The organism is Oceanobacillus halotolerans, assembly GCF_010993955.1.
GTDB classification, from domain to species: Bacteria; Bacillota; Bacilli; order Bacillales; family Amphibacillaceae; genus Oceanibacillus_A; species Oceanibacillus_A halotolerans.
Window position 1 is genome coordinate 295,489 of record NZ_WIXL01000001.1, and the last position, 24,491, is coordinate 319,979.

At 38.9% G+C, this 24,491-nt stretch carries 22 protein-coding genes; 15 read left to right on the forward strand and 7 right to left on the reverse strand.

The window, feature by feature from the left end; all coding sequences use genetic code 11:
* Positions 1–274: 274 nt before the first annotated feature.
* Positions 275–1,042 carry a TerC family protein gene (locus GHC26_RS01355; protein ID WP_163969443.1) on the forward strand — a complete coding sequence of 256 codons (768 nt, stop codon included), beginning with the start codon at positions 275–277 and terminating at the stop codon, positions 1,040–1,042.
* 12 nt (positions 1,043–1,054) lie between these two features.
* Positions 1,055–1,411: a DUF488 domain-containing protein gene (locus GHC26_RS01360; protein WP_163969444.1), complete on the forward strand. Its 357-nt coding sequence runs from the start codon at positions 1,055–1,057 to the stop codon at positions 1,409–1,411.
* A gap of 161 nt (positions 1,412–1,572) precedes the next feature.
* Here GHC26_RS01360 and GHC26_RS01365 read toward each other — a convergent pair whose 3' ends face one another.
* Positions 1,573–2,550: a DUF4003 family protein gene (locus GHC26_RS01365; protein ID WP_163969445.1), complete on the reverse strand. Its 978-nt coding sequence runs from the start codon at positions 2,548–2,550 to the stop codon at positions 1,573–1,575.
* A 227-nt stretch (positions 2,551–2,777) separates the two neighbouring features.
* Between GHC26_RS01365 and GHC26_RS01370 the strand changes: the two genes are divergently transcribed.
* Complete coding sequence (locus GHC26_RS01370; RefSeq protein ID WP_163969446.1) at positions 2,778–3,218, forward strand: OsmC family protein; 441 nt, start codon at positions 2,778–2,780, stop codon at positions 3,216–3,218.
* Positions 3,219–3,630: 412 nt separating this feature from the next.
* Positions 3,631–5,025 carry an L-cystine transporter gene (locus GHC26_RS01375; RefSeq protein WP_163969447.1) on the forward strand — a complete coding sequence of 465 codons (1,395 nt, stop codon included), beginning with the start codon at positions 3,631–3,633 and terminating at the stop codon, positions 5,023–5,025.
* A gap of 31 nt (positions 5,026–5,056) precedes the next feature.
* Here GHC26_RS01375 and GHC26_RS01380 read toward each other — a convergent pair whose 3' ends face one another.
* Positions 5,057–6,853, reverse strand: a complete 1,797-nt coding sequence (locus GHC26_RS01380) for a DNA ligase D (RefSeq protein WP_318936968.1) — start codon at positions 6,851–6,853, stop codon at positions 5,057–5,059.
* 108 nt (positions 6,854–6,961) lie between these two features.
* On the opposite strand from GHC26_RS01380, the gene ku reads away from it, so the two are divergent.
* The 7 genes from ku (at position 6,962) to GHC26_RS01410 (ending at position 17,122) form a co-directional block, all read left to right on the forward strand.
* Complete coding sequence (gene ku, locus GHC26_RS01385; RefSeq protein WP_163969449.1) at positions 6,962–7,813, forward strand: non-homologous end joining protein Ku; 852 nt, start codon at positions 6,962–6,964, stop codon at positions 7,811–7,813.
* Positions 7,814–8,845: 1,032 nt separating this feature from the next.
* Positions 8,846–9,853 (forward strand): acyltransferase family protein, encoded by a 1,008-nt coding sequence (locus GHC26_RS01390; RefSeq protein WP_163969450.1) that lies wholly within the window; start codon positions 8,846–8,848, stop codon positions 9,851–9,853.
* Between the two features lie 346 nt (positions 9,854–10,199).
* Positions 10,200–10,325, forward strand: a complete 126-nt coding sequence (locus GHC26_RS16020; protein ID WP_264175943.1) for a hypothetical protein — start codon at positions 10,200–10,202, stop codon at positions 10,323–10,325.
* Between the two features lie 48 nt (positions 10,326–10,373).
* The gene (locus GHC26_RS01395; RefSeq protein ID WP_163969451.1) at positions 10,374–12,017 is read left to right on the forward strand and encodes a PucR family transcriptional regulator; all 1,644 of its coding nucleotides are present in this window, start codon (positions 10,374–10,376) and stop codon (positions 12,015–12,017) included.
* A 626-nt stretch (positions 12,018–12,643) separates the two neighbouring features.
* On the forward strand, positions 12,644–13,852 hold the full coding sequence (locus GHC26_RS01400) for a M24 family metallopeptidase (protein WP_163969452.1): 1,209 nt from the start codon (positions 12,644–12,646) through the stop codon (positions 13,850–13,852).
* A 124-nt stretch (positions 13,853–13,976) separates the two neighbouring features.
* The gene (locus GHC26_RS01405) at positions 13,977–15,419 is read left to right on the forward strand and encodes an aldehyde dehydrogenase family protein (protein ID WP_163969453.1); all 1,443 of its coding nucleotides are present in this window, start codon (positions 13,977–13,979) and stop codon (positions 15,417–15,419) included.
* Positions 15,420–15,811: 392 nt separating this feature from the next.
* Positions 15,812–17,122, forward strand: coding sequence for an aminotransferase family protein (locus tag GHC26_RS01410; RefSeq protein ID WP_226376814.1), 1,311 nt, complete (start codon positions 15,812–15,814; stop codon positions 17,120–17,122).
* Positions 17,123–17,176: 54 nt separating this feature from the next.
* Here the strand turns inward: GHC26_RS01410 and GHC26_RS01415 are convergent, their stop codons facing one another.
* Positions 17,177–18,511, reverse strand: a complete 1,335-nt coding sequence (locus GHC26_RS01415) for a YjiH family protein (protein ID WP_163969454.1) — start codon at positions 18,509–18,511, stop codon at positions 17,177–17,179.
* 678 nt (positions 18,512–19,189) lie between these two features.
* Between GHC26_RS01415 and GHC26_RS01420 the strand changes: the two genes are divergently transcribed.
* The 3 genes from GHC26_RS01420 to GHC26_RS01430 all read left to right on the forward strand — a co-directional run bounded on the left by GHC26_RS01420 (position 19,190) and on the right by GHC26_RS01430 (position 21,011).
* The gene (locus GHC26_RS01420; protein ID WP_163969455.1) at positions 19,190–19,453 is read left to right on the forward strand and encodes a GlsB/YeaQ/YmgE family stress response membrane protein; all 264 of its coding nucleotides are present in this window, start codon (positions 19,190–19,192) and stop codon (positions 19,451–19,453) included.
* Positions 19,454–19,650: 197 nt separating this feature from the next.
* Positions 19,651–19,941 (forward strand): YwdI family protein, encoded by a 291-nt coding sequence (locus GHC26_RS01425; protein ID WP_163969456.1) that lies wholly within the window; start codon positions 19,651–19,653, stop codon positions 19,939–19,941.
* Positions 19,942–20,645: 704 nt separating this feature from the next.
* Positions 20,646–21,011 carry a DUF423 domain-containing protein gene (locus GHC26_RS01430; protein WP_163969457.1) on the forward strand — a complete coding sequence of 122 codons (366 nt, stop codon included), beginning with the start codon at positions 20,646–20,648 and terminating at the stop codon, positions 21,009–21,011.
* Here GHC26_RS01430 and GHC26_RS01435 read toward each other — a convergent pair.
* The 4 genes from GHC26_RS01435 to hemQ form a co-directional block, all read right to left on the reverse strand.
* Positions 21,006–21,257, reverse strand: a complete 252-nt coding sequence (locus GHC26_RS01435; RefSeq protein WP_163969458.1) for a hypothetical protein — start codon at positions 21,255–21,257, stop codon at positions 21,006–21,008. The two genes, GHC26_RS01430 and GHC26_RS01435, sit on opposite strands and share 6 nt — an antisense overlap.
* An 85-nt stretch (positions 21,258–21,342) precedes the next feature.
* Positions 21,343–21,840 (reverse strand): spore coat protein GerQ, encoded by a 498-nt coding sequence (gene gerQ / locus GHC26_RS01440; protein WP_163969459.1) that lies wholly within the window; start codon positions 21,838–21,840, stop codon positions 21,343–21,345.
* 93 nt (positions 21,841–21,933) lie between these two features.
* A complete protein-coding gene (locus GHC26_RS01445) occupies positions 21,934–22,356 on the reverse strand; it encodes a cell wall hydrolase (RefSeq protein WP_163969460.1) in 423 nt (140 codons plus the stop codon).
* Between the two features lie 148 nt (positions 22,357–22,504).
* Positions 22,505–23,254, reverse strand: coding sequence for a hydrogen peroxide-dependent heme synthase (gene hemQ / locus GHC26_RS01450; RefSeq protein ID WP_163969461.1), 750 nt, complete (start codon positions 23,252–23,254; stop codon positions 22,505–22,507).
* 254 nt (positions 23,255–23,508) lie between these two features.
* Here hemQ and pta point away from each other — a divergent pair, with 254 nt between their 5' ends.
* Complete coding sequence (pta, locus tag GHC26_RS01455) at positions 23,509–24,483, forward strand: phosphate acetyltransferase (RefSeq protein ID WP_163969462.1); 975 nt, start codon at positions 23,509–23,511, stop codon at positions 24,481–24,483.
* Positions 24,484–24,491: the final 8 nt, after the last annotated feature.

Consider the following 24,491-nt stretch of genomic DNA (forward strand, 5'->3'; position numbering starts at 1 on the left):
GCTATGGAAATACACTTCGCTTTCGCGGACTCTCCACGAGCCTCCTCACTCGTACCCTCGCCCGCTGGGTCTCTTAGGCTCGTTTTTCCGCAGGAGTCTTCGTGTTTTCCTCCGCTGGTTTTGTGCTATCTTTATTCTTATCATTTCTGTTCTTAAAATAATAGTTGATTGGAGCGGAGAACAGTCGAGACGAGCAATGCAGGTTTTTTTATAAAAGGGTAACACTAAAAACAGTCATTATACTGTTTTAGTTTAAATGAAGGAGAGGCGTTATATGGAAGCACAATTGTTGATTGAGTATTTATGGGTATTAGTCGTCTTAATCGGGCTTGAAGGACTTTTAGCTGCAGATAATGCACTTGTATTAGCTATCATGGTTAAACATTTACCACCGAAGGAACGAAAAAAAGCATTATTCTATGGATTAGCTGGGGCGTTTATCCTTCGTTTTGGTTCTTTGTTTATTATTGCCTTTTTAGTAGATGTATGGCAGGTTCAAGCATTAGGTGCAGCCTATTTACTGTTTATCTCGATTAAACACCTGTCCGATAAATTTAGGAATGGACATCAGGAGGAAGAAAAAACAAAAGAAAAAGCGGGAAGTGGCTTTTGGATGACGGTCGTGAAAGTAGAGTTTGCCGATTTAGCCTTTGCAGTTGATTCGATCTTGGCGGCTGTAGCTTTGGCTGTAGCACTTCCACCGACAGGACTAGGGGAAATTGGAAGTTTGGATGCTGGACAATTTATGGTTGTTTTAGCAGGAGGAATGATTGGATTAATTATCATGCGCTTTGCCGCAAATGTATTTGTGGAACTATTACATAAGCGACCAGGCTTAGAGATAGCTGCATTTGTTATTGTTGGTTGGGTAGGTGTGAAACTTGCTTTAATTGTATTTGCACATGAAGACATTGCATGGATTCCACATGATTTTCCACACTCCACCTTATGGAAAGTTATATTCTATGCCATTTTAGTTGGTATAGCAGCAGTCGGCTGGTTTATGTCAGGACGCAAACGTCAAGAACTCCAAGGACATTAATGGGGGATGAATATGCGTATTAAAACAAAACGGATATATGATGATGTGTCAAGTGATGATGGGGTTCGAATATTAGTGGATCGACTTTGGCCAAGAGGGGTCTCTAAGCAACAAGCCAATATAGATGAGTGGTTAAAGGATATCGCTCCATCCTCTGCTTTGAGAAAGGAATTTAATCATCAGTCAGAACGATTCGATTGGTTTAAAAAGGCATATCTTGAAGAATTGCAGACAGGTCCGCAATATAAAGCATTTCAGCAGTTAAAAAAGATTATGCTGGAAAACAGTACGGTAACGCTTCTATATGCGGCAAAGGATCGTACACATAATCAAGCAATGGTATTAAAAGAACAGTTGGATTCTAACTAAAAAAGAACGTGTATGCCACGTTCTTTTTTTTTTAAAAGGTAAGAAAAATTGGCTTTCATTATTGTCTTTTATAAGAAAGGCCACATCCAGCTCCAGCGCTAAAGCTGTAGCGAGACTTCCCTCACCTCCGTACGTCGCTAACCGGGCGCTTCTAGCTTTTGTTAGTTGCTGCCGCTACTGGATGAGGCTGCAGCAGTTGCACCTGCGACGGTCGCGATCATGACAGCCTGTTGAGCCTGCATCATCGTTTCTAATGTAGTATATATACTTGCCTCTGCCAAACCAGTATGGTCCATTTGATCCTGAACATATAAACAAACAGCCATCATCACATTCATATCCTTTTGCCATTTCAAGTCCTTTTGCTTATTCAGTTCCTGATACATGCTGTGAATTTTTTGCATATCAACAGTATCAGGCGGCAATAGGCTAAGCATGCCAAAAACTGGATAGTACATGGATTTTGGTTTAATTCCAGCCTTCTTAAATTCCTCATACATTGATATAGAACGATTGACTAAGGTATCATGTGATTCATCCTGGCTTAAAGAAAGAATGTGACTTAAAAATTGTAATTCATTTCCTTTTTTAAACTGATCTTGGCTTAGACGCTCATAAAATCGTTCAATATGTTCCATTAAATCGTCTCGGTCCTCATATGCAAGCAATACTGCAAGAGGATAATCATTTGTGGATGTTAAAAAGCCATGTTCCTGTTTCATGCCATCATAAATGGTTTTGGCTTTTTCAATAATGTTGGATGGGTCCTTAACTTGTTTATTCGTAAGGACGATAGATGCAGCAATATAGGTATAGGTACCACTTTTGAATTTCACTTGTTTAAAAGCGTGATAGATATCAAATAGGGAATCAACTGCTTCCTCTGGCTGATCGAAATGAACATCCAAAAATGCAGCAGTAGTAAAACGAGAGTGTGAACGCATGGCTGAAAATAAACTGGCTTTCTGTTTAAGTTTATCAGCAATAGCAATTAATTTTCCAACATCCAATTGTTTTTGATGCATCGTATAAATGGATGCGATGCTCATTAAGACTTGTTTTTCCATCACCTTCCACTTCAGCCCGTCTTTCAGCACCTGATAGGTTTTGGTGTATGTTGCTATTTTTTCGTTATGCATGAATAATCTCCTTTATTTTACGTTAGGAAAGTATAAAATTTTAGCCAAGAAGTGGACTCGACGTAGCTAAAATTTTAATGTCCCAAGTATAAGAAAAACGAACACCTTCGCTAAAAGACGAGCGAATGCGAGTTTTTCTAATGCGTGTTACGATTATATACGGAATAATATCGTCAAAAGTTTCATTTCCAGCAGGACTTCGTTACAATAACGAAGAGGTGATAAAAATGGCAGAACATCATTTTCACTTGAAAGCAGATTGGCCAGGTGGCAGGAACAGTGAAGGGTTCATAAATGCAGGAAATTTAAAAACGAAAGTGTCCATACCACCAGAGATGGATGGACCAGGTGCAGGAACTAATCCAGATGAGATGTTATTAGGTGCTGCAGCTACCTGTTATATGATCACGCTAGCTGCGATGATTGAACGAGCTAATCTTCCATTAAAAGAAATGTCCCTAACATCAGAAGGAATAGTGGATGTAACAAATGGGGTATTTACGTATAAAAAAATAATACATCGGCCAGTTGTTGCTTTAGCAGAAACTTCAACTGACTCAGAACGAAAGAAATTGCGGCGTTTAGTGGAGAAAGCAGAAACAAGTTGTATGATTTCCAGGGCCATTCAGGGAAATGTAGAGATGGAACTAGAACCAACACTTTCCTAAAACAAGAAAAAATGTACCTAAGTAAAAGAACCTAAATAAAAAATCTACCTATTTGGCTAGCGGAGCAAAGAACCACTTTCTTCTACGAGATGAATCCCGTCATTCCGTTATTTGCCGAAAAACTCATGTTTAGAGCCTGATCTGTAATCCTCATTCTGTTATTGGTGATTTCCCCCTATGTAATCTAATGATTTAGTGCAATTAGCGGAAAGAGGATTCCCTTTGTAAGCAGGACTAGCTGTGTTCACTTCAAACTGGAAAAATTCATCCATAAATTCCACACCTATAGAAATCTCACACATGTTAAAAACTAACTCCAAGTCATACTATTCCCATTGGTTTTATACAATATGTAGTAAGCAAATGGAATGTTTTTGCATATACTATGTAAAACCAATAGGAGGGAGCAAGTATGGACTTATTTCTTGTTGTGATAAATGTTGCCATATTACTCGCACTTATAGGTCTATTAATCTACATGCAACGACAGCACATATCCTTTTCTAAGCGCGTGTTTGCTGGTTTAGGATTAGGGGTAGTGCTTGGTGCTGTGCTACAAGGAATTTATGGTAGTGGTTCTGAAGTACTGACACAAACAACGGATTGGTATAGTATTGTTGGGAATGGCTATATTAATCTTCTTATGATGATTGTAATCCCGCTCGTTTTAGTATCCATCATACAATCCATCATTAATTTAGAAAAAACAAAAGATCTAGGGAAAATGTCTGCATGGATCATCGGTATTTTAATTTCAACCACAATGGTAGCTGCCTTCATTGGAATTGGAACCGCAACCCTATTTGATTTAAGTGCAGAAGAAATTGAAGCAGGCCAAGCGGAAGAAGAACGTGGATCTATGTTGGAGTCAAGGTTAGATGACGTGGAAAATGAATCAACTCCACAGAAGATATTAAACTTTATTCCATCTAATATTTTCCTAGACATGACTGGACAACGTGCAACATCTGTTATTGCTGTGGTCATTTTTTCCATTATTGTTGGGGTTGCCGTCTTAGGATTACGGCGGAAAAATCCAGCTCAAGCGGAAACATTTACGAAAATAGTTAATGCCTTTTATGGCGTGGTCATGCGTATTGTAACCTTAATCCTACGTCTAACACCATTTGGTATCTTGGCCTTAATGGCAAATACGGTTGCAAGTACTGATTTTGTAGGAATCCTAGAACTAGGTAAGTTTGTTGTCGCATCGTATATCGCGTTAATCCTCATGTTTATTGTGCATTTATTATTGGTCGGCGTATTTGGCTTAAATCCAGTCCTATTTTTACGTAAAGTCTTACCAGTTTTAAGTTTTGCTTTTACTTCTCGATCTAGTGCAGGTACAATCCCGTTAAATATTCAAGCACAGCAAAATTCACTTGGAGTTAACCAAGGAATAGCCAATATGTCTGCATCATTCGGTGCGACGATGGGGCAAAACGGCTGTGCAGGTATCTACCCCGCAATGCTAGCAGTGATGATTGCACCAACAGTAGGCATTGATCCACTCTCACCTGGTTTTATTGCACAACTATTAATTATTATAGGTGTTAGCTCCTTTGGTGTAGCAGGTGTTGGTGGTGGTGCGACATTTGCAGCATTAATTGTCTTATCATCGATGAATATGCCAGTTGCATTAGCTGGTTTGTTAATCTCCATCGAGGCCTTTATTGATATGGGACGCACAGCACTTAATGTGAATGGATCGATGCTATCTGGAACATTAACCTCACGAATATTAAACAATTTAAATCTAAAAACATTTAACGATGAAACAGCTATTGAGAAGAAAATGTCTTTATAGTAAACGAAATAGCCGTTCTGTTTAAGGACGGCTATTTTTTAATGAGCTGTAATATCGCATTGATTGGTTGGGTGTTGGCTGCTTCTCGGTATTTTTTAAATGGACAACCATCTGTTTGCACACGATCTACCACATTTTTGATGGTAAATTGTTCTGGTCTTAATTTATTATTCACTTCCTCCCAAAACAATGGAGCAGCAACGGTTGCGTCATTTGTCTTACGGGGGGAGTATGGTGCAATGATGGTTTTGTCTTTTCCATGTTGTACATAATCAATATAGAGCCTGCCATTTCGCTTATCTTTAAACCGTTCTGTTGTAAATAAAGTTGGGTGCGCGTTTTCAACTGTCCAAGCAATAGCTTGTGTGAACACGGCTGTATCGTCATATGTCATGCTTTCTTTTGGTAGTGGAATATAAATTTGTAACCCTTTATTCCCAGATAGTTTCACAAATGACGTAAGACCCAAATCATCAAGAAGCTGTTTTATTAAGGTTGCCGCTTTGATTGCCAGTGAAAATTCATTGCGGCTAGGTGGATCAAGATCAAATACTATCTCATTTGGCATACTGGAGTTGATTTGTTGAAATGGAACATGATATTCAATTGCCCCATGATTGGCAAACCAAACGAGGGTATCTAATCGGTCACACACGATAAAGGTTTCTCCATTGCGCTCAAACCGATTAATAAAGTTAGGTGCATAATCAGGTAGGTGTTTTTGGAAAAAGTGTTCACGTGTTACGCCGTCTGGACAACGGATAACCGTTAAGGCACGGTTTTCAAGAAATGGGAGCATATATGGAGCAATTTCTCTAATGTAGGTGAGTAAGTCTCCTTTGGTTAGCCCCTTTTCTGGCCAAAATACCTTATCTGTATTCGTAGCTTCTACTGTGGATGGTAACATTGCCATATCGAGTTGCAATTGTTGCTTTGTACAAGTTTGGGGGTCCTGTTTTAGCACTAATTGTGCAAATTCAGGCTCTCGTAATTCTCCTTTATATAAATCCAAGGTATGAATAGAGGCACAAATAGCTGGCGGCAAATAAAAACCGTTTTCTCGTTTTTCCCCTTTGGTACGAAAAAGCTGTGATAATGTCCCCATCTCCTCATCAGAAAGTCCGTGTTTGCATTTTCCAATTGGTTTAATGGTCTCATTCTCAAACACATTAATGGTAAAATAGTTATTTTTAGGATCATAAAACGTGATAAATCCTTGTATCGTACGCCAATTTTTAAGTTTCATCCAATCATGATGCTTTTTACCAGCATGGTATGTACTGTTTTTTCGTTTCGCAATCATGCCTTCTCCTTTATAGATGAAGACTTTACCCCACAAATGTTGTGCGTCTGAAAAAGTAGGTACATATCGTAAACGCCCTGTTTCTGGAAGAGTTTGCACTAAAAGGGTTTCTAACATCGCCTTTCGTTCCATGTATGGAGTAGCCTGTAAGGAGTTTCCGTTTTGCTGTAAGAGATCAAACACACAAAAATGGGCTGGTCGCTTTTCTGCCGCTTTGTTAATTGAGTCGGTATTTTTCAAACGACCACGTTGCTGGAGAACAGCAAAATTAGCCTGATAAGGATTATTGAGGATAGCAATTTCCCCGTCCAGAACAAGTGGTAAGTGTGGTTCTACGGAATGCTCTATCTCCTGACAAAAAGTAACGATTTCAGGAAAATTCGCTGTTAAGTCATGTCCGTTTTTACTAATTAAACGAATGGATGCTTTATCCCAATATAAAACACCACGAAATCCATCATATTTAACCTCATACATCCATTCATCCGGTTTCTTTGGTATTTCTGCTGTAGCGATTGGTTTCATGATATCCACATTCATACCCCCTCCATCTTAACGTGGCTAAAATTCGCAAAAACATGTGGATAACAAAACTAGAACTTCACAAACTATGGAAGAAGGAGGGATTTGTTTATGCATACGATGTGGAAAGGGACGATTAGCTTCGGTTTGGTGAATATTCCTGTTAAGATGCATGCTGCCACAGAAAATAAAGACATTCAATTAAGGCAGCTACATAAGGAATGTCAGTCCCCAATTAAATACCAAAAAGTTTGCCCTCATTGTGATCGTGAAGTAGAAAATGATGAAATTGTCAAAGCCTATGAATACGCTAAAAATAAATATGTTGTGTTAGATGATGAGGATTTAGAAGAATTGAAAAAAGAACAAGCGGATCGAGCAGTCGAAATTGTTGATTTTGTGAACCTAGAAGAAATTGACCCAATTTACTTTGAGAAAAGTTATTATTTATCCCCAAATGATGGCGGTGGAAAGGCCTATGCCTTGTTACGCTCTGCACTAAAGGAAACAGGAAAAATTGGCATTGCCAAAATGATGATAAGGTCAAAAGAGCAATTAGCTGTTATTCGGATCTACGAAAATACATTAGTTGTTGAGACTATTCATTTTCCAGATGAGGTACGTAATGTTCAAGACGTACCAAATGTTCCAGAAGAAGTGGAAACAGCTGAAAAGGAATTAGATACAGCCAAAATGTTAATTGAGCAATTAACCACTGAATTTGATCCAGAAAAATATAAAGATGAATATCGAACAGCACTACTTGATTTAATTGAAGAGAAAAAAGATGGGGAAGATCATGTAACACCCACAAAAGAGAAGTCAGAAACCCCAGATAATGTTACGAATTTAATGGATGCATTACAAGCATCACTTGATCGCGCTAAAAAGGAAAAGCCGAAGCCAAAACAACCAAAACGAAAAACAAAAACAGCACAGAAGAAAAAAGCGGCAAATACGTAAAAGGTCTCCTATAATGGAGGCTTTTTTCGTTGGCTTTGTAGCAAAAATAACCATATAATCCCACTTCGAAATAAACCGAAAAATTACAATCCAATCTCAATTTTACGCATCCTTGACACCAATATAACAATTCTGTGAAATGACTCTAAATATGGAGTTTTTTAATTGATAAATGGGTATGGAAGGAATATGCTATTTTTACAAAAACATCGTTTCGCATACTGTTTATATACCATTTCTAGTTTCTATAGATTGCGACGTAAGTTAAGGCGATGTATAGAGTGTTTATCCGTTCCGGAAATACACTTCGCTTTTTAGCGGGGGAGTGGTGAGCCTCCTCGGGCTAACGCCCTGTGGGGTCTCACCGATCTCCTACTTCCCGCAGGAGTCTCCGTGTATTTCCTTCACTAATGTGGCTGACATCTTTCTAATCATTGCTATTGCTAATATACTAGTTGATTGGAGTGTAGGACAGTCGACTCCTGCAGGAACAACATGTGTCTAGACCTGAGCAGGAAGTGGTCTTCTTCCGATGTCTAGCTACGACGGACAGGACGTCCTAGTGCCGATAGACATAAGGACGTGGCGTTTTCATCGGTCAGCGCCTACCCCCTCGAGGTCTTAAGTCAATCCCCATTACGCGCAAAAAGCGCCACGCCGAGGCTCGGCTTAAGCTTGGCAGATAAGAAAAACTTTTTTACTGCATAAGTGCAACTAAGGCTTTCGCCACTTGGCGACAAGCCAAGTTTTCTAATCGGGGGTAACCAAGGTGCTTTTAGCTTTTCTAAAGAGGAGGCTGAGGCCGTGCCTGCGGTAAAGAAGACACTGTGAACACGAATAAGTTTGAACAGATGTCGCACTTATGCCCATGGTGAAAGCGACTGTCCGAAGCGGAAATCAAGACTACTATGTTACGTCGCAATTTACATCAACTGTTAGATGAAATTTAGCCAATCAAAATGGGAATATGGGGACGGCACTTTTTTTAAAATCACCCTTATGAAAATGATGTGTAAAAGGATGGGGAGATACATGGAGAGGAATGCCTACTTTGATAATGCAAAAGCCATTCTCATCTATCTAGTTGTTTTTGGTCATCTTATACAGCCATTTGTAGCTGAATCGCACGAGATGAATACACTTTATTTATGGATTTATACGTTTCATATGCCTGCATTTATTTTTCTAGCAGGTTTTTTTGCAAAAGGATCAGGCAACCTGAAATATATAACGCGCCTAGCAAAAAAACTTCTAGTGCCATATATCATTTTCCAAGTTTTATATTCGATTTTTTATTTTATAATTGGAAAAGAGGCTTGGCAAACTGGAGTTTTTTATCCACATTGGTCACTATGGTTTTTATTTAGTTTGTTTAGCTGGCATATTTTACTGATTTTCTTTAAAAAAATCCCACCAACTATTGGTGTTATTTCTACTATTCTATTAGGTTTGGCTGTTGGCTATATTGGTGAAATTGGCCACACCTTTAGTTTATCCCGAACGATTGTCTTTTTCCCGTTTTTCTTGTTGGGATATTGGTTAACGAAAGAACATGTATTTTGGTTAAAACAAAAAGTTGTTAAAGTAGGATCTGCACTCGTCTTATTGGTGATTGCCGTTGCTATTTATATCGCTCCAGAGTTTAATTCAGGCTGGCTATTAGCTTCTAAGTCATATGGAGAGCTAGGTGCAACAGAATATGGCGGGATAGCACGTTTCTTGGTCTACCTCACGTCTACTGTAATGGCAATTAGTGTGATGGCGTGGGTACCTATTGAACGCACACGTTTTACAAGTGTTGGATCTCGAACACTTTATGTATATTTGCTGCATGGTTTTTTCATTCAATTCTTCCGTGAAAATGGTTTGTTTGAAGTAAATCATGTCGTGGATGTTATTGGATTGGGAGTCTTATCATTAGGGATTGTGTGGATCTTATCTAGTAAACTCATTATCCAAACCTGGCAGCCTTTCGTAGAAGCAAACCTATCTATCATTCGAGGTGCTTATGGAAATAAGCACTCTAAACACCAAAATTAAAAAAAATCGTATAAATGGCAGTTTAACCGAATATAGATGACTAATAGCCCCTAAGTGTGAGGGGGCTTTTTCCACATCAAAAGGGGCCACAGTTAGTTGCAAGTTTATCCCGTATGTAACGGGCAGTAAGACCCCCACTGATTGAAGTTTCTCTTTATTAGATTGCTATTGAATTTTCACAGAAAAGGGGTATAATTCAGATAATATTTTGTATATAAAAGCAGGGTACATGGAACGAATTGTGGGAAGGTAGAAACGCATTCGCTCCATCTTTAAAACGACACCATTAATTTCCTCCCCTCTTTTATGGGATACATTACAAATATAAGAAATTGCACAAGGAATCATGTATATCATTGATCAGCATCGTGTGGTCGCAGAAGGTGTTGCTGCAACAGGGATTGCGGCCCTAAGAAAATCGCCACGATTGTATGTCAATACCAATGTTATTACAACAATACTCCAAGAATAACGAAAGGATTAAAGTCTACCATGCAAGGTAGTAAGGAGTGGGTAACCATTGGCCATTACTGTACAGGAGGTATTACGACTTCCAATTCTTCAAACGGCAAAGGTAAAAACCGCAAAGAACTCCCTAACCCGTTATCGAGTGGAATGGGTTTCTGCGATAGAGGGTTCTGTTGAAAATTTTGTACGTAAAGATGAATTTATTTTAACCATGGGAATGGGATATGAAAACAATCCGGATCAATTATTAGCTTTTGTCCGAGATGTGTATGCATCAGGTGCCTCTGCATTAGCTATTGCAACAGGACGTTATATTTTTGACCTTCCGAAACGTGTGCTTGAATTTACTGAAGCACACGATTTTATTCTCATTGAATTACCATGGGAGATTCGATTTGCTGATATTCAACGGGAAACAATGGATAAAATTAATGAATGGAAGGAGACCGTTTCCGAGCAGTCACGAACTATTCAGAAACAGCTAATCGATCTAGTCGTTCAAGGAGAAGACCTGTCAGGTATAGCAAAATATGTGGAGCGACATCTTGGATGGGGTATCGTTTTTACCGATCAGACAGAAAATATCATCGCAGGTGGTAAAAAAACAGAAGATCTACTAGAGCTTTGGAGGAATGTGAAGCAGGATGAGTCCATCTCAATCGAAGAGCCCGTAGATCGCCATATCGAAAAAGCACAATATGGCAAACAACATATGGTTAAAAAGAAAATATCAGCAGGTGGGATAAATCGAGGAGGCTTTATTATTCTGCTGCCTGAAGGAGAAGAGATTACGGGAAATGTGTTGCACATATTGGAATATTTATCGGCAGCTGCAGCACTTTGGATATCTCGCCAGGATGCGATTGTCAAGACGGAAACACGCCTGCGTAATGAGTTTATTTGGAATTTGGCAAAAACGCCTGGCTATTTAACCGATCAGATTCATAATCGTGCTAAATTAATGGGCTATGACTTAACATTACCATATTGTTGTATTGTAGGGTATTCGGAAAATATGGATGAACTCACAAAAGACCGCTATGATCATACACAATATGGTTTAAAGAGCCTGGTGTATTACATGGAAGAGGAAATTCGCTATGCTGGAAAGGTTGTTGATCAGCAAGTTGCCTTTACGTTGGATGATGATTTATTAATTATTTACTTGGAAACAGGAGATGAAGCGTCTGTCCATTACTTTTTAGACTTAGTAGAAAAACGCTTGAATGCGTTAATACCTGGTGTTATTTTTTCATGGGGGATTGGTCAACACCAAGATGGCATCATGCAATTTCATGAAAGCTATAAGAAAGCAAAATCAGCCCTAGATATGGGACGGAATCAAAAAGGAATTGGTCAGCGAGTTGATTTTGATGATACACGTCTCAATCGCCTATTATTGCATATGGCAAATCACTCAGATATACAGGATATTATTTTATCAACACTAGAACCACTCATCACTTATGATCAAGAACGTGAAGCAGATTTAATTAATACGTTTATGGTTTATGTGAATCAAAATAGTAATGTCAGTCGTGCAGCACGAATTCTTAACTTGCACCGACAGTCACTTCTTTACCGCTTACGGAAAATAGAATCCCTTACGAATCTATCATTAGTCAATCCAGATGATATATTCCTACTAAACTTTAGTATAAAAGTATGGCTAACAGGTGCTATTAAAACAGAATAATTTAGTGACAGGATGTGCTGGGAGTTAATCTCAGCATTTTTTTGTTTGCCTTTTCATATACAATGAACTGCGTTAAAATACGTTCAATCCACACTAAACACTCTTACAGAGGCTATTTCCTACAGGTTGTTACGAATACATTTTAATTCGTAGTTGGTGGAAATTTCGATGTGTTTTGATCTCCGCTTTGGGCAGTAATTCATTTTCGATGGGAATTAATTTGCCATCAATCTTTACATACAAAAGAAGGTGGTTCCTCTTTCCGCTATTGATAAGAAAATCGCTATTTTTATGATCAAGTGGAATCCTCGTTCCGCTAATAGCGTTAAATTGTTGAATTATGAGGGAAAAAGCCCAAATAACGGAACGAGGACTACAAACCTAGCTAAAAAAATGGGTTTTTCGGCAAATAACGGAATGATGATTCATCCGTAAAAGTTAAACAATATAAGTTCAATTTCACACAACATGACAACGCTTTCATACAATGTGTATAAACACCTTTCCCAAAAGTTCATACAGAATGGCGATTGTTTTTTTAAAAAACAAAATATTATAATAACATTACAACAAAAAGGGAAGCCAATGGATAAGGGGGATGAACGAACGAAAAGGAGGAAGTGGCCATGTTGTTTAGTGATTACGAGTATCAAGAATATCAAGAGCGGATTGTCAAAACAAAGCAAAAGATGGAGGCAAAAGGTATTGAAGTGCTTCTCATTACCAATCCGTCTAATATGAATTATTTGTCTGGATATGATGGCTGGTCATTTTATGTCGATCAAATGCTCATTGTCATTATTGATGAAGATCAGCCTATATGGATTGGCAGGTATCAGGATGCAAACGGCGCACGAGCAACAACCTGGTTAGATCAAACAAATATCATTCCATATCCAGATGATTATATTCATTCTGACACAAAACACCCTATGGAATTTATTGGGGATTTTTTAACACAAATTGGCCATGGGAACAGCCATATTGGCGTGGAAAAGGAATCCTATTACTTCTCCGCATTAGCATATGAAAAATTAAAAGCAAGACTTCCAGATGCCACACTGAAGGATGCTAGTCTATTAGTCAACTATGTTCGCATCATTAAGTCGGATGCGGAGATTAAAAATATAAAAAAGGCAGCAACGATTGTGGAAAAAGCAATGCATACGGCTACAAATGCCATCCATGTCGGAGCAAGACAGTGTGATGCGGTAGCAGCTATTTATTATGAGTTGATCACAGGTACCCCAGAGTATGGTGGAGATTATCCAGCCATTGTACCGTTATTACCAACAGGCGAACGCACATCTGCACCACACTTAACATGGACTGATCAGCCATTTAAAGATGGCGATATGGTGATTATTGAATTAGCTGGTTGTTATAAACGTTACCATGCACCGCTGGCGAGAACGGTTTCACTAGGCAAACCGAATGAAGAAGTAAGTGATATTTCCAAAATAGTGGTGGAAGGATTAAATGAAGCCTTAGAAATGGTGAAACCAGGTGTCGCTTGTGAAGAGATAGAAGCAGCTTGGAGTAAGGTGACTGGGAAATATGGAATCGAAAAAGAAGCAAGGCTTGGCTATTCGATGGGATTAAGTTATCCACCTGATTGGGGTGATCATACAGCAAGTATTCGAAAAGGGGATAAAACGATTTTACAACCGAATATGACCTTTCATATTATTCCAGGTTTATGGTTTGATCATTACGGTATTGAGATTAGTGAATCCTTCCGTGTTACAGAAAATGGCTGTGAGGTGCTAACAGATTTTCCAAGAGAATTAATTGTTAAAGGCGATCTTGGCTATGACCAACCAGTTATTTCTTAACAAATTGGTTAGGGGAGATGCAGTTGCCAATAGTATACAGCCCAACGAAAAAGCGGATAAGCGATTTTTTAAAAGTGGTAGAAGCAACATTTAAACATCGTCTAAAGGAAAGGTGTGTGAAACAATGCCAACAAAAGTATTGGGGAAGAAAATGTTACTTGGTGGAAAGTGGGTCAATCGTGATGAAGAAATTGTAGTCCGAGATCCACAGGATAACTCGGTTATCAGTACCGTTCCAAAAGCATCAAGAGAGGATATGCTATTTGCCATCGAGAAAGCAAAAGAAGGAGCGGAAAAAGCAGCTGCAATGCCTGTTCATGAACGGATGAGAATTCTAAATGAAACAGCAAATTATGTGGATTGGCATCAGGAAACATTTGTAACCACCATTGCACGAGAAGGCAGTAAGACGATTAATGAAGCTAGAGGGGAAGTTGCACGCTGTATCGAAACACTTCGATTATCGGCAGAGGAGGCTAGACGGATTAATGGTGAAACAATTCCCTTTGATCAAATGCCAGGTCATGAAAATCGTATAGGGTATTATTATCGGTTTCCAATCGGCGTTATTGGAGCAATAACGCCATTTAACGATCCGTTGAACCTTGTTGCCCATAAAGTCGGCCCAGCGGTTGCATCTGGGAATGCCATTATTATTAAGCCATCATCATTAACACCGATCAGTGCACTTTTATTAGCAGAGGCATTTATGAAAGCTGGATTGCCAGATAACGTGTTAACAGTTGTTACAGGAAGTGGAAGTGACATCGGGAATACAATGGTCACCCATCCTGCGATTAATATGGTTACGTTTACAGGTGGGTTGGAAACAGGAAAACAAATTGCACATCAAGCTGGATTGAAGAAAATGAGTATGGAGCTTGGATCCAATTCCCCTGTTATCGTATTAAAGGATGCTGATATAGAAGAGGCAGCTCGTGCATGTGTATCTGGTGCATTTTCCGCAGCAGGTCAAAATTGTATTGGAGTTCAGCGTATTTATGTTGAAAAACCGGTATATCAAATGTTTCAAGAAAGAATTATAGGAAAAGCCAAAGATTACTCTGTTGGAGATAAGCAGCTTGTAACAACAGATATGGGACCACTAATCAATGAAAAAGAAGCAAAACGGGTTGAAGCATGCGTCGAAGAAGCCAGACAAAAAGGGGCTAACGTTTTAACGGGTGGAAGACGAGAAGGTGCCTACTACTTGCCAACCATTTTATCGAATGTACCAGAAAACTGCATTATTTCGCATGAGGAAATATTTGGTCCTGTCGTATTGCTAGAACCTGTCGAAAATTTAGATGAAGCAATCGAAAAGGCAAATGATGTCGAATTTGGTTTACAAGCAGGAATTTTCACAAAAAACGTGGATGCTGCATTTAATGCAGCGAGGAGGTTAGAAATAGGCGGATTAATGATTAATGACAGTAGCGACTATCGGATCGATGGAATGCCATTTGGTGGTGTAAAAGGGTCTGGTTTAGGTCGTGAAGGAGTCAAGTTCGCCATCGAAGACATGACAGAACCTAAAGTAATTCAACTCAATTTAAGAAAAGCATAAGGCGACTGATTAGCGGCGTATGGACTGCGCCTGGCCATGCCAGGTGGTTCGATGTTGTCGCGCAAAGCGAAGGTCTTAATCGAACATTCCCTCGAAGGAGATAAAGGAAACATGCCCCTTCATAGGGGTATGCCGACGTTGGACGCAAAGTCCGCCTTTAGTCGGCCTTCCTTCATTCTTGAAGTCGATGTTGACTTTATCGGCTAAATACTCCTCACATCCTGTGAAGGGCGCCGATACTAGACCCGTCCTGGTCGTCGTCGTACGGAGGTGAAGGAAGTCACACTAGCCGCTGGCGCCTGGAGCTAGACACCCCTGAATTTATTCTTTTTTTCTAAAAAAGGATAACCTTTTATAGGTTAACAATGATTAGGAAAGAGGAGGAGAGATTAATGGAAACAGCATTAATGAAGGATCAGTATAAATTGTATGAGGAACTGGTAGAATTAGATAAGGAGCACTTTTTACACCCGACATCATCCATTAAGCAGCATCAAGAAAATGGACCTGCACATATCTTTGCGGAAGGGAACGGGATTTATTTAACCGATATTAAAGGACGAAAATTAATCGATAGTTTATCATCCCTTTGGAATGTTAATATCGGCCATGGGCGGGAAGAATTAGGTGAGGTAGCGAAGAAACAAATGGGTAAGCTTGGCTTTGCCTCCACATTCGCTACATGGAGTCATGAACCTGTTATCCGTCTGGCGAAAAAAGTAGCCGAATTAACACCAGGTGATTTGAAAACAACCTTCTTCACTTCGGGTGGGTCAGAAGCAAATGATACGGCATTTAAAACGGTTAGACACTATTGGAAATTAAAAGGGAAGCCTGAAAAAACGAAGATAGTTTCCCGCAAAAAGGCTTATCATGGTGTTGCATTAGGATCGACAAGTGCCACTGGTTTAAAGCCATTCCATAACTTCACAAACACCATTGCACCAGATTTTTATCATGTAGACAGTACACCAGAAGCATTGGAGGCGTTTATTGAACAAGAAGGTGCTGATACGATTGCAGCCTTTATTGCAGAGCCTGTTCAAGGTTCTGGTGGGGTAAATCTACCTCCAGAAAATTACTTTAAAGAAATTCGTCGGATATGTGATGAGAATGATATCATCTTCATTACGGATGAAGTCATAACAGGCTTTGGCCGTACTGGTAAGATGTTTGGGATAGAGCATTTTGGTGTAACACCAGACATCATGTGTATTGCTAAAGGGATTACAAGTGGATATGCACCACTTGGGGGAATGGTACTCTCCGAGAGATTGCATAACGAATTAATCGAATTATCGGATGAAATGTATATGCATGGATACACGTATAGTGGCCATCCAGTAAGCTGTGCCGTTGCATTAAAAAATCTCGAGATCATTGAACAGGAGAACCTAGTGGAACATGTACGACAAATGGGCGAAAAAATGCTAGATGGCTTTAAGTGGTTACAAAATGAACATGAATCTGTTGCTGAGGTAAGAGGACTAGGCTTATTAGGTGCAATTGGATTACAAACAATAGGTGATGAACCACTTGCACCAAAAGTAGTGAAGGAAGCGGAAAAACGAGGACTAATTGGTCGTGCCGTATTATATAATGGTCAAGATACACTTGCTTTTGCTCCACCATTTGTCATCAATGAACAAGAAATAGATGAAATGACAAATATTATTCATGACTCCCTGCTTGCTGTTGAATAAACAAAACCAGATGGATTTTTATCCATCTGGTTTTAATTACACGTTAGGAAAGCGTTAAAATAAAATATGTGCCATAACAACAATGATAGGCAATGTTATCAATGTCCGTAATAGGAAAATAATAACCAAGTCGAAGAAGGATACAGGAACTTTGGATCCTAATAACAATCCACCAACTTCAGACATGTAAATTAATTGGGTTACTGATAAGGCACCAATAATGAAACGAGTAATTTCTGCTTCAATACCTGAACCAATAATGGTAGGTAGAAACATATCAGCAAAACCAATTAGTATGGTTTCTGATGCTTCTGTTGCATATGGAACCTGCATGAGTTCTAGCAATGGTACAAACGGCATGCCTAACCATTGGAACAAAGGAGTATATTCAGCAATTATTAGAGCAACTAAGCCAAACGCCATGACAACCGGTGCCACTCCCATCCACATGTCTAAAACATTTTGGCCGCCTTCTTTCACAAATTTAGTGACACTTGTTTCTTTTTGGCTCCGTTCAATTGCCTTTTTGTAGCCAAATGTAAAATAGTTATAGCCTTCTGGTAACGTTTCATCAATCCCATCAGCTGTTTCTGTTATATAAGAATTTTGTTTACGAGAGAGTGGTGGTATGCGTGGCATAATTAATGCGGCTATAAAGCCAGCCACAAGTATGGTTACATAAAATGGGAGGAACATTTGTTCAAGACCCATCTCCGAAATGACAACTAACGTAAAGGTAATGGATACAACAGAAAAGGTTGTTCCAATAACAGCTGCTTCTCGTTTTGTATAATACCCACCTTCATACTGTTTACTTGTCATGAGGACACCGATTGTTCCATCTCCAATCCAAGAGGCTAAGGCATCAATGGAAGAGCGTCCTGGAAGTCTAAACAAGGGACGCATCACCTTTGTCATGATGGTTCCAAATAATTCAAGTAAACCGAAATTCATGAGTAACGGTAAAAATAATCCAGCAAACAAAAACACGGCAAATAATACGTGTAACAAATCATCTAATAATAACTGGCCAGTATCTGGGCTAATGATAGCTTCTGGGCCAATTTGAAAGTACACCATAACCGCAAAAATAGCAGCTACCACACGAGTAATGGTCCAAAATATGCTTACATTAAATAAGTTTTTAAAAAAAGGGGTACTGGAAAATAACTTCCTCCCACCTAACTTTGCTACTACTGTCATGATTGCGGTAATCAGGATAATGACAAGCATAATTAGGGATAGGAAATTACCTAATAGACCCTGAATCCTATTAGCTAAGATTGCAATTGGAATGGTAAATCCATCCCCAGTAGAAATGGGTGTCATAAATAAAAACACACCAAGCAGGGATGGAATGACAAACCGCAAATGATCTGTGACTTTCATAAAGAATCCCTCACTAAAGGTTATTTTCTTACATTATATATAACAACTTATCGAAATGTCCATGAAGACCAAAATATGGAAGGTTTTATCGATTTCAATGTTTGAAAGTTGGATAAGTTGGGTATAGAAATAAGATAATCTACTCTTTTCTATTATTATAATGTGTAATAAAAAGGGGATTATTAAACATAAAATATGGATGATAGGCACGTTCGTTACCTTATCTGTCTTTGGAGTTCATTTAGCATTGATGAAAATTGACTCGTTAACCGTTAATTAATATTTGTTGGAGCCATGTCGAAATTTGATGAAGGGTATCTATTATCTGTATATTTTGTAAATTAACAATTTAATATTGATTACATACATAATTAAGGTTACAATATAGTCAAAGATGTATAATTGTGACGGAATTTGGGGGGAATCATAACGCTATGGTAAGCTTTTTACAAGTATGTGAAGATACCGAAAAGAAGCTTGGGAGAAGTTTAGAACAAAGGAAATAGATTTCCTACAATGGGTATATAAACGTTATAAAGAGGAAAATAATAGGAAAGAGTTAAATATATGAACATAGCAAACGAACTTCTCTCAGTGGGGATTACGGATCAAGAACGTTTTTGAATCGATCCATTAAAAGTGGATGATTAGAACGACAAGCTGAAGGAGGAAAATGCTATGATGGAAATAGTTATCTATGGGATTGTTGCCATTGTTACTGGGATTGTCGGTGCAGCAATCCTTGGCTTCAAAGTGCCAGGTGGAATTATTGGTGCAATCATCGCCGGCATTCTTGGTGCATGGATTGGTGGCTTGATTCTTGGTGCAGTTGGAATTGGACCAACCATAGGTGGGTATGATATTATTCCTATCATAATAGGTGCGCTTACCGTCATCTTAATCATCGGATTTCTTGGCAGGCGTGCTAATATCGTTCGTTAGAAAAAGCCTTGGAACAACCAAAGGCTTTTTCTATTTGTTATACTATCATGATATAAAGAAAGATTATTTCTTCAAATGGTTTGTTCCCATCGGAGTTGTTAGAAAATGCGACATAACTTTAGCTATAGGGTGTGGATAGCAACATCCCTACAGAAAACAGCCTTACTAAAAGATCCAAAGGAAGGAGTGTACATACTATGGTGGTAGCAAATAAAACGATTATCAAAAAAATGATGTCGGAATTACAAGAAGCCTTAGCAAATGAAAGCAATCCGTCAAAAGTGTCTGACCATATATCGAACGTACGTTTACTGTGCGATGTTATGTTAGAGGATAAATCGGATGAACAAGGCAACACATCGGAAACGATTACAGATTCGGAAATGAAAGCAATGATTGGGGATACAAAGCCACAACCTACATCATTTCGTCATTCTGTTATTGATGATGATGAAGATGCAAATGGAGATTCAATATTTGACTTTTAGATAAAGGCTCTTTTCTACTTTGTTGTTTTCATAACGTCGCATTTTCTATAGATTGCGACGTAAGTTTAGTGAATTGTAGTTTATTTCCGCTCCAGACAGTCGCTTTCACCACGGGCATAAGTGCGACATCTGTTCAAACTTTAAGTTTTCACAGTGTCTTCTTTACCACGAACAGACGCTTTTAGCTTCCTCTATAGAAAAGCGGAAGTGCCTTGGTTACCCCCGATTAGAAAACTTGGATTTTCGCCAAGTGGCGAAAGCCTTAGTTGCACTTATGCAGTAAGAAATTTTTTCTTATCTGCCAAGCTTAAGCCGAGCCTCGGCGTGGCATTTTGTGCCCGTGATGAGGATTGACTTAAGACCTCGAGGGGGTAGGCACTGTAGCTAGACATCGGAAGCAAAAACCGCTTCCTGTGGGAGCTTCAGCTGTTGTTTTTTCCGCAGGAGTCGACTGTCCTACGCTCCAATCAACTGTTTTATTAGGAACATAAATGATACGAATTGGAATGCACAAATCAGCGTAGTGTTTTTCCGAAGCGAGTGATAGCACTATCATAATATCAAGTTACGTCACAATTTACATTAACTATTCAGGATGATTTATACGGGAAGAAAGCAACATTTTGTTAGAAAAGCTTAGATGAGAAATGGAAGGATAAATAAACCTTCTTCTATGTACATATGAAAATAAGAGGTGAATGAACATGAAATTATTCTTACTTATAGGTGCCATTAATGGATTTTTAGCGGTAGCATTAGGAGCATTTGGAGCACATGGATTAGAGGGAAGATTATCTGAAAAAGCATTAAACACATGGGAAAAAGCAGTAAATTACCAGATGTTTCATACCATGGCATTACTAGTAACAGGACTATTAATGGCGCGATTGGAAATAAGTAGTATCCATTGGGCAGGCTGGCTATTTCTTATCGGCATTCTTTTGTTTTCTGGTAGTCTTTATGTATATGCAACCACTAGCATTAAAGCCTTTGCAATGATTACCCCACTTGGAGGCGTAGCGTTTTTAATAGGTTGGATCCTCCTAGCGTATACAGTTACGAGATTATAAATAAAAAAATAAACCCGCAGTAATTAGAAATAGCATTATTGCTTTTGCTATTTGTTTAATTGCTTGTTGATTGTCATGTGTATAGTAGTAAATGGCAGCCTCACTAAATAAGCTGACGGCTAACATCAAAAGAGCAGCTAACATTAATGATGGTATACCTTGCAGGAGTGCGATTATTCCGCTCACAATTAGTAGGGCAAGACTTGCCAGTTCAATTTGGAAGTATTTTTCAAATGGGTGTCTCATAGCTATCACTCCTGTTCTTTCATTGAGAAAAAGGATGACACTCTAGGGAACTAGCGCCTTGTGTCATCCTTTGTATATTGTTGTTTTATCTTGGTGGATAGGTTGACATTTGTTGTGGAGTAGTTGCTACACCACTATATGGGTAGGAGTATTCAATTTCTTCGTCAAATGTAATATAGTCTAGATAAACCATTAGTAATACATAACGTCTTTGCGTTTGTGGATCACTGAGGATGATATGGTCCCTACCAGCAGCCTCGATAACCCCTTTAAAGACTTTGGCATTCCATTGGTCATTATTTTCAAATGTCATGTAAACGGTAGCGATTTTTCCTTTGTTTAATCGTAAAATATTCTCAATGTACGATTGTTCAATAGGTAGCATACCTTGATTTGCTCCTGCTGTTGGCTGTTGCTGTTGTTGTTGGGATTGCTGTTGGACTGGCATTTGAGGCACTTGTTGTTGTCCCATATTCGTTGCTGGATAATAAGCTGGAGATGCTTGTGGATAATAGAAGTATGGGTATTGTGGATACGGATTGGTGTACGTTCCATTCGTGTTGTTGTTACGCTTTTCGCTCATTAAAAAAACCTCCTAATAAATAGTTCCATTGTAGCTTTCTAACCAACTAGGAAAGAAGTAGAACCCCCAATAATAAGCTTATTTACTTGTCATCTAGAACACACTTGGACAAGCGCTTTGTGTTGGGGAGAAAAAGCAATGTGATTTGTATCTCCCAGTATTCCACTGTCCAAACCACTGTGCTGGGCAAGACCCTTGTGGCATATAGAACCATAAGGAATTGGAAGCAGGGTCAAACCGTTCTCCTCGAACGACTCTACGTGCTAAACGTTTCTCTTGTTCTCTTGCACGTTGGTAAAAGTAGCCTTTCTGTGTTGCCTCAAAACCTCCTGGACTTTGGTACACCATATCATTGATACTTCGGATATCAGTAAAATCTAAACAATCTGCACGTACTCGATTGACTCCTACATTGCCGACCATTAACATCCCTTGATCTCCGTCACCTTCCGCCTCAGCACGCAGTAATCTTGCTAAGACTTCAATATCTTTTTCTTTGTATGGAATGACAGCCATAAAGTTACACCTCATTTCAGTATATCTTTATGCTAGGTCTTTTCATCATGTGTATGATTCGCCTAAGAAAATTATGTATGAAACGCTTTGGTTTTAATCGCAACAAAAAGTCCTTCTAACAAAGTAGAAGGACTTTTATTACAAAGTATTATACATGTAAGTAACGAGCAACATCTTCTTTTGCAAGGTGATTTCCAACATAGAAGTAGCCAAACTCGCCATAACGAGAACTTACTTCATCAAAGCGCATCTCGTAGACAATTTTTTTGAACTGTAATGGGTCATGCGCAAACAAGGTAACGCCCCATTCCCAATCATCTAATCCGATGGAGCCTGTAATGATTTGTTTTACCTTTCCAGCATATTTCCGCCCAGTTAAGCTATGTTCATAAAGTAATTTACCACGGTCTTTCTTTTCGAGTGTATACCAGTTCTCATCTCCTTGACGACGTCTGTCCATTGGGTAGAAACAAATATGCTCCCATTTCGGTAAAATTGGTTTTAAGCGTGCTTGTGTTTCTGGTAATGTTTCTGGATCAACACCATCTTTTGCTGGTCGATACTTCCCTAGTTCGACAACGGATACATAGGAATGTGCTGGAATTAAGAACTCGGCTAATTTTGACTTATTTAGTTCTGTTTCTAAATCGGTCAATTCATCCATGGTTGGTCGAAGGAACATAAATAGTAGGTCTGCTTTTTGTCCAACGACTTTATACATTGCATGACTACCGTTTTTTGCTTCCTCAACAGCTTCCCACTTCGTTAACAAGTGTTCAAACTCTTTGATCGCTGCCTCACGTTCTTCACTAGTTGCTAATTTCCAAGATGTCCAATCAATAGTACGCATATCATGTAGGCTATACCAACCATCCATCGTTTCTACTGCTTCTACCATTGTGATCTCTCCTTTATCCATTAGTTTCTCACATTTTCACGCTACATATATCGCTTTCTGTCAAAAATAGATCCTTATTCGTTTTTACTATATCATAATTGGGGTACGATAATCATGAGACAAGGCTTTTAAACGGAGTTGTTCCACGTTTTGTCATTATTCTGTCAAAATGATCGATAGATTGGAGAGGAATTGCTTTTCATCTAAAAATGCATCTATTATGATGAATTATGGATATATGAGGAGGTACCAACATGAGTCATAACTTATTTGATGAATTAAAACAAAAGGTTAAAACTGAAAATAAAATAATTGTATTTCCAGAAGGGTTAGATGAGCGAATTCTAATGGCTGCTAGTCAATTGCAATCAGAGGGTGTTCTAAAACCAGTTTTAATAGGGAAGGAAAAAGAGGTTACAGAGAAGGCTAAAGAAAATAATGTCGATGTAGATGGCTGTATGATTCTTGATCCAACTAATTATGAAGCTTTTGATCAAATGGTGGAGGTGTTTGTCGAGCGTCGAAAAGGAAAAGCAACAGAAGAGGATGCTCGTAAGATTTTATTAGACGAAAATTATTTTGGAACGATGCTTGTCTATATGAATCAAGCAGATGGGCTCGTCAGCGGCGCAGCACATTCTACTGCAGACACAGTTCGTCCTGCACTACAAATTATTAAAACAAAAGAGGGCATTAAGAAGACATCCGGGGTCTTTATCATGGTTCGTGATGAAGAGAAATATGTATTTGCCGATTGTGCCATCAACATTGCACCAGATAGTAATGACTTGGCAGAAATCGCTGTGGAGTCTGCAGAAACAGGGGAATTGTTTGGCGTTAACCCACGTGTTGCAATGCTAAGCTTTTCAACAAAGGGATCTGCCAAATCAGTTGAAACGGAAAAAATAGAAGAAGCATTAAAGATTGCCAAAGCGAAAAATTCCTCACTTGTCATTGATGGTGAATTCCAGTTTGATGCAGCATTTGTACCAAGTGTTGCCAAGAAAAAGGCACCAGATGCAGTGATTCAAGGGGATGCAAATGTGTTTATATTCCCAAGCTTAGAGGCAGGAAACATAGGCTACAAAATTGCGCAGCGTCTCGGAAACTTTGAGGCGGTTGGCCCCATTTTACAAGGATTGAATCGTCCAGTAAATGACTTATCACGTGGTTGCAGTACAGATGATGTGTATAAATTAGCATTAATTACAGCAGCACAATCACTATAATGTCAGAG

Excerpts from the sequence above, each read along its gene's own strand:
- GHC26_RS01355 (WP_163969443.1), top strand. The coding sequence starts at position 275 with ATGGAAGCACAATTGTTGATTGAGTATTTATGGGTATTAGTCGTCTTA.
- GHC26_RS01360 (WP_163969444.1), top strand. The coding sequence starts at position 1,055 with ATGCGTATTAAAACAAAACGGATATATGATGATGTGTCAAGTGATGAT.
- GHC26_RS01365 (WP_163969445.1), bottom strand. The coding sequence starts at position 2,550 with ATGCATAACGAAAAAATAGCAACATACACCAAAACCTATCAGGTGCTG.
- GHC26_RS01370 (WP_163969446.1), top strand. The coding sequence starts at position 2,778 with ATGGCAGAACATCATTTTCACTTGAAAGCAGATTGGCCAGGTGGCAGG.
- GHC26_RS01375 (WP_163969447.1), top strand. The coding sequence starts at position 3,631 with ATGGACTTATTTCTTGTTGTGATAAATGTTGCCATATTACTCGCACTT.
- GHC26_RS01380 (WP_318936968.1), bottom strand. The coding sequence starts at position 6,853 with ATGAAACCAATCGCTACAGCAGAAATACCAAAGAAACCGGATGAATGG.
- ku (WP_163969449.1), top strand. The coding sequence starts at position 6,962 with ATGCATACGATGTGGAAAGGGACGATTAGCTTCGGTTTGGTGAATATT.
- GHC26_RS01390 (WP_163969450.1), top strand. The coding sequence starts at position 8,846 with ATGGAGAGGAATGCCTACTTTGATAATGCAAAAGCCATTCTCATCTAT.
- GHC26_RS16020 (WP_264175943.1), top strand. The coding sequence starts at position 10,200 with ATGTATATCATTGATCAGCATCGTGTGGTCGCAGAAGGTGTTGCTGCA.
- GHC26_RS01400 (WP_163969452.1), top strand. The coding sequence starts at position 12,644 with ATGTTGTTTAGTGATTACGAGTATCAAGAATATCAAGAGCGGATTGTC.
- GHC26_RS01405 (WP_163969453.1), top strand. The coding sequence starts at position 13,977 with ATGCCAACAAAAGTATTGGGGAAGAAAATGTTACTTGGTGGAAAGTGG.
- GHC26_RS01410 (WP_226376814.1), top strand. The coding sequence starts at position 15,812 with ATGGAAACAGCATTAATGAAGGATCAGTATAAATTGTATGAGGAACTG.
- GHC26_RS01415 (WP_163969454.1), bottom strand. The coding sequence starts at position 18,511 with ATGAAAGTCACAGATCATTTGCGGTTTGTCATTCCATCCCTGCTTGGT.
- GHC26_RS01420 (WP_163969455.1), top strand. The coding sequence starts at position 19,190 with ATGATGGAAATAGTTATCTATGGGATTGTTGCCATTGTTACTGGGATT.
- GHC26_RS01425 (WP_163969456.1), top strand. The coding sequence starts at position 19,651 with ATGGTGGTAGCAAATAAAACGATTATCAAAAAAATGATGTCGGAATTA.
- GHC26_RS01430 (WP_163969457.1), top strand. The coding sequence starts at position 20,646 with ATGAAATTATTCTTACTTATAGGTGCCATTAATGGATTTTTAGCGGTA.
- GHC26_RS01435 (WP_163969458.1), bottom strand. The coding sequence starts at position 21,257 with ATGAGACACCCATTTGAAAAATACTTCCAAATTGAACTGGCAAGTCTT.
- gerQ (WP_163969459.1), bottom strand. The coding sequence starts at position 21,840 with ATGAGCGAAAAGCGTAACAACAACACGAATGGAACGTACACCAATCCG.
- GHC26_RS01445 (WP_163969460.1), bottom strand. The coding sequence starts at position 22,356 with ATGGCTGTCATTCCATACAAAGAAAAAGATATTGAAGTCTTAGCAAGA.
- hemQ (WP_163969461.1), bottom strand. The coding sequence starts at position 23,254 with ATGGTAGAAGCAGTAGAAACGATGGATGGTTGGTATAGCCTACATGAT.
- pta (WP_163969462.1), top strand. The coding sequence starts at position 23,509 with ATGAGTCATAACTTATTTGATGAATTAAAACAAAAGGTTAAAACTGAA.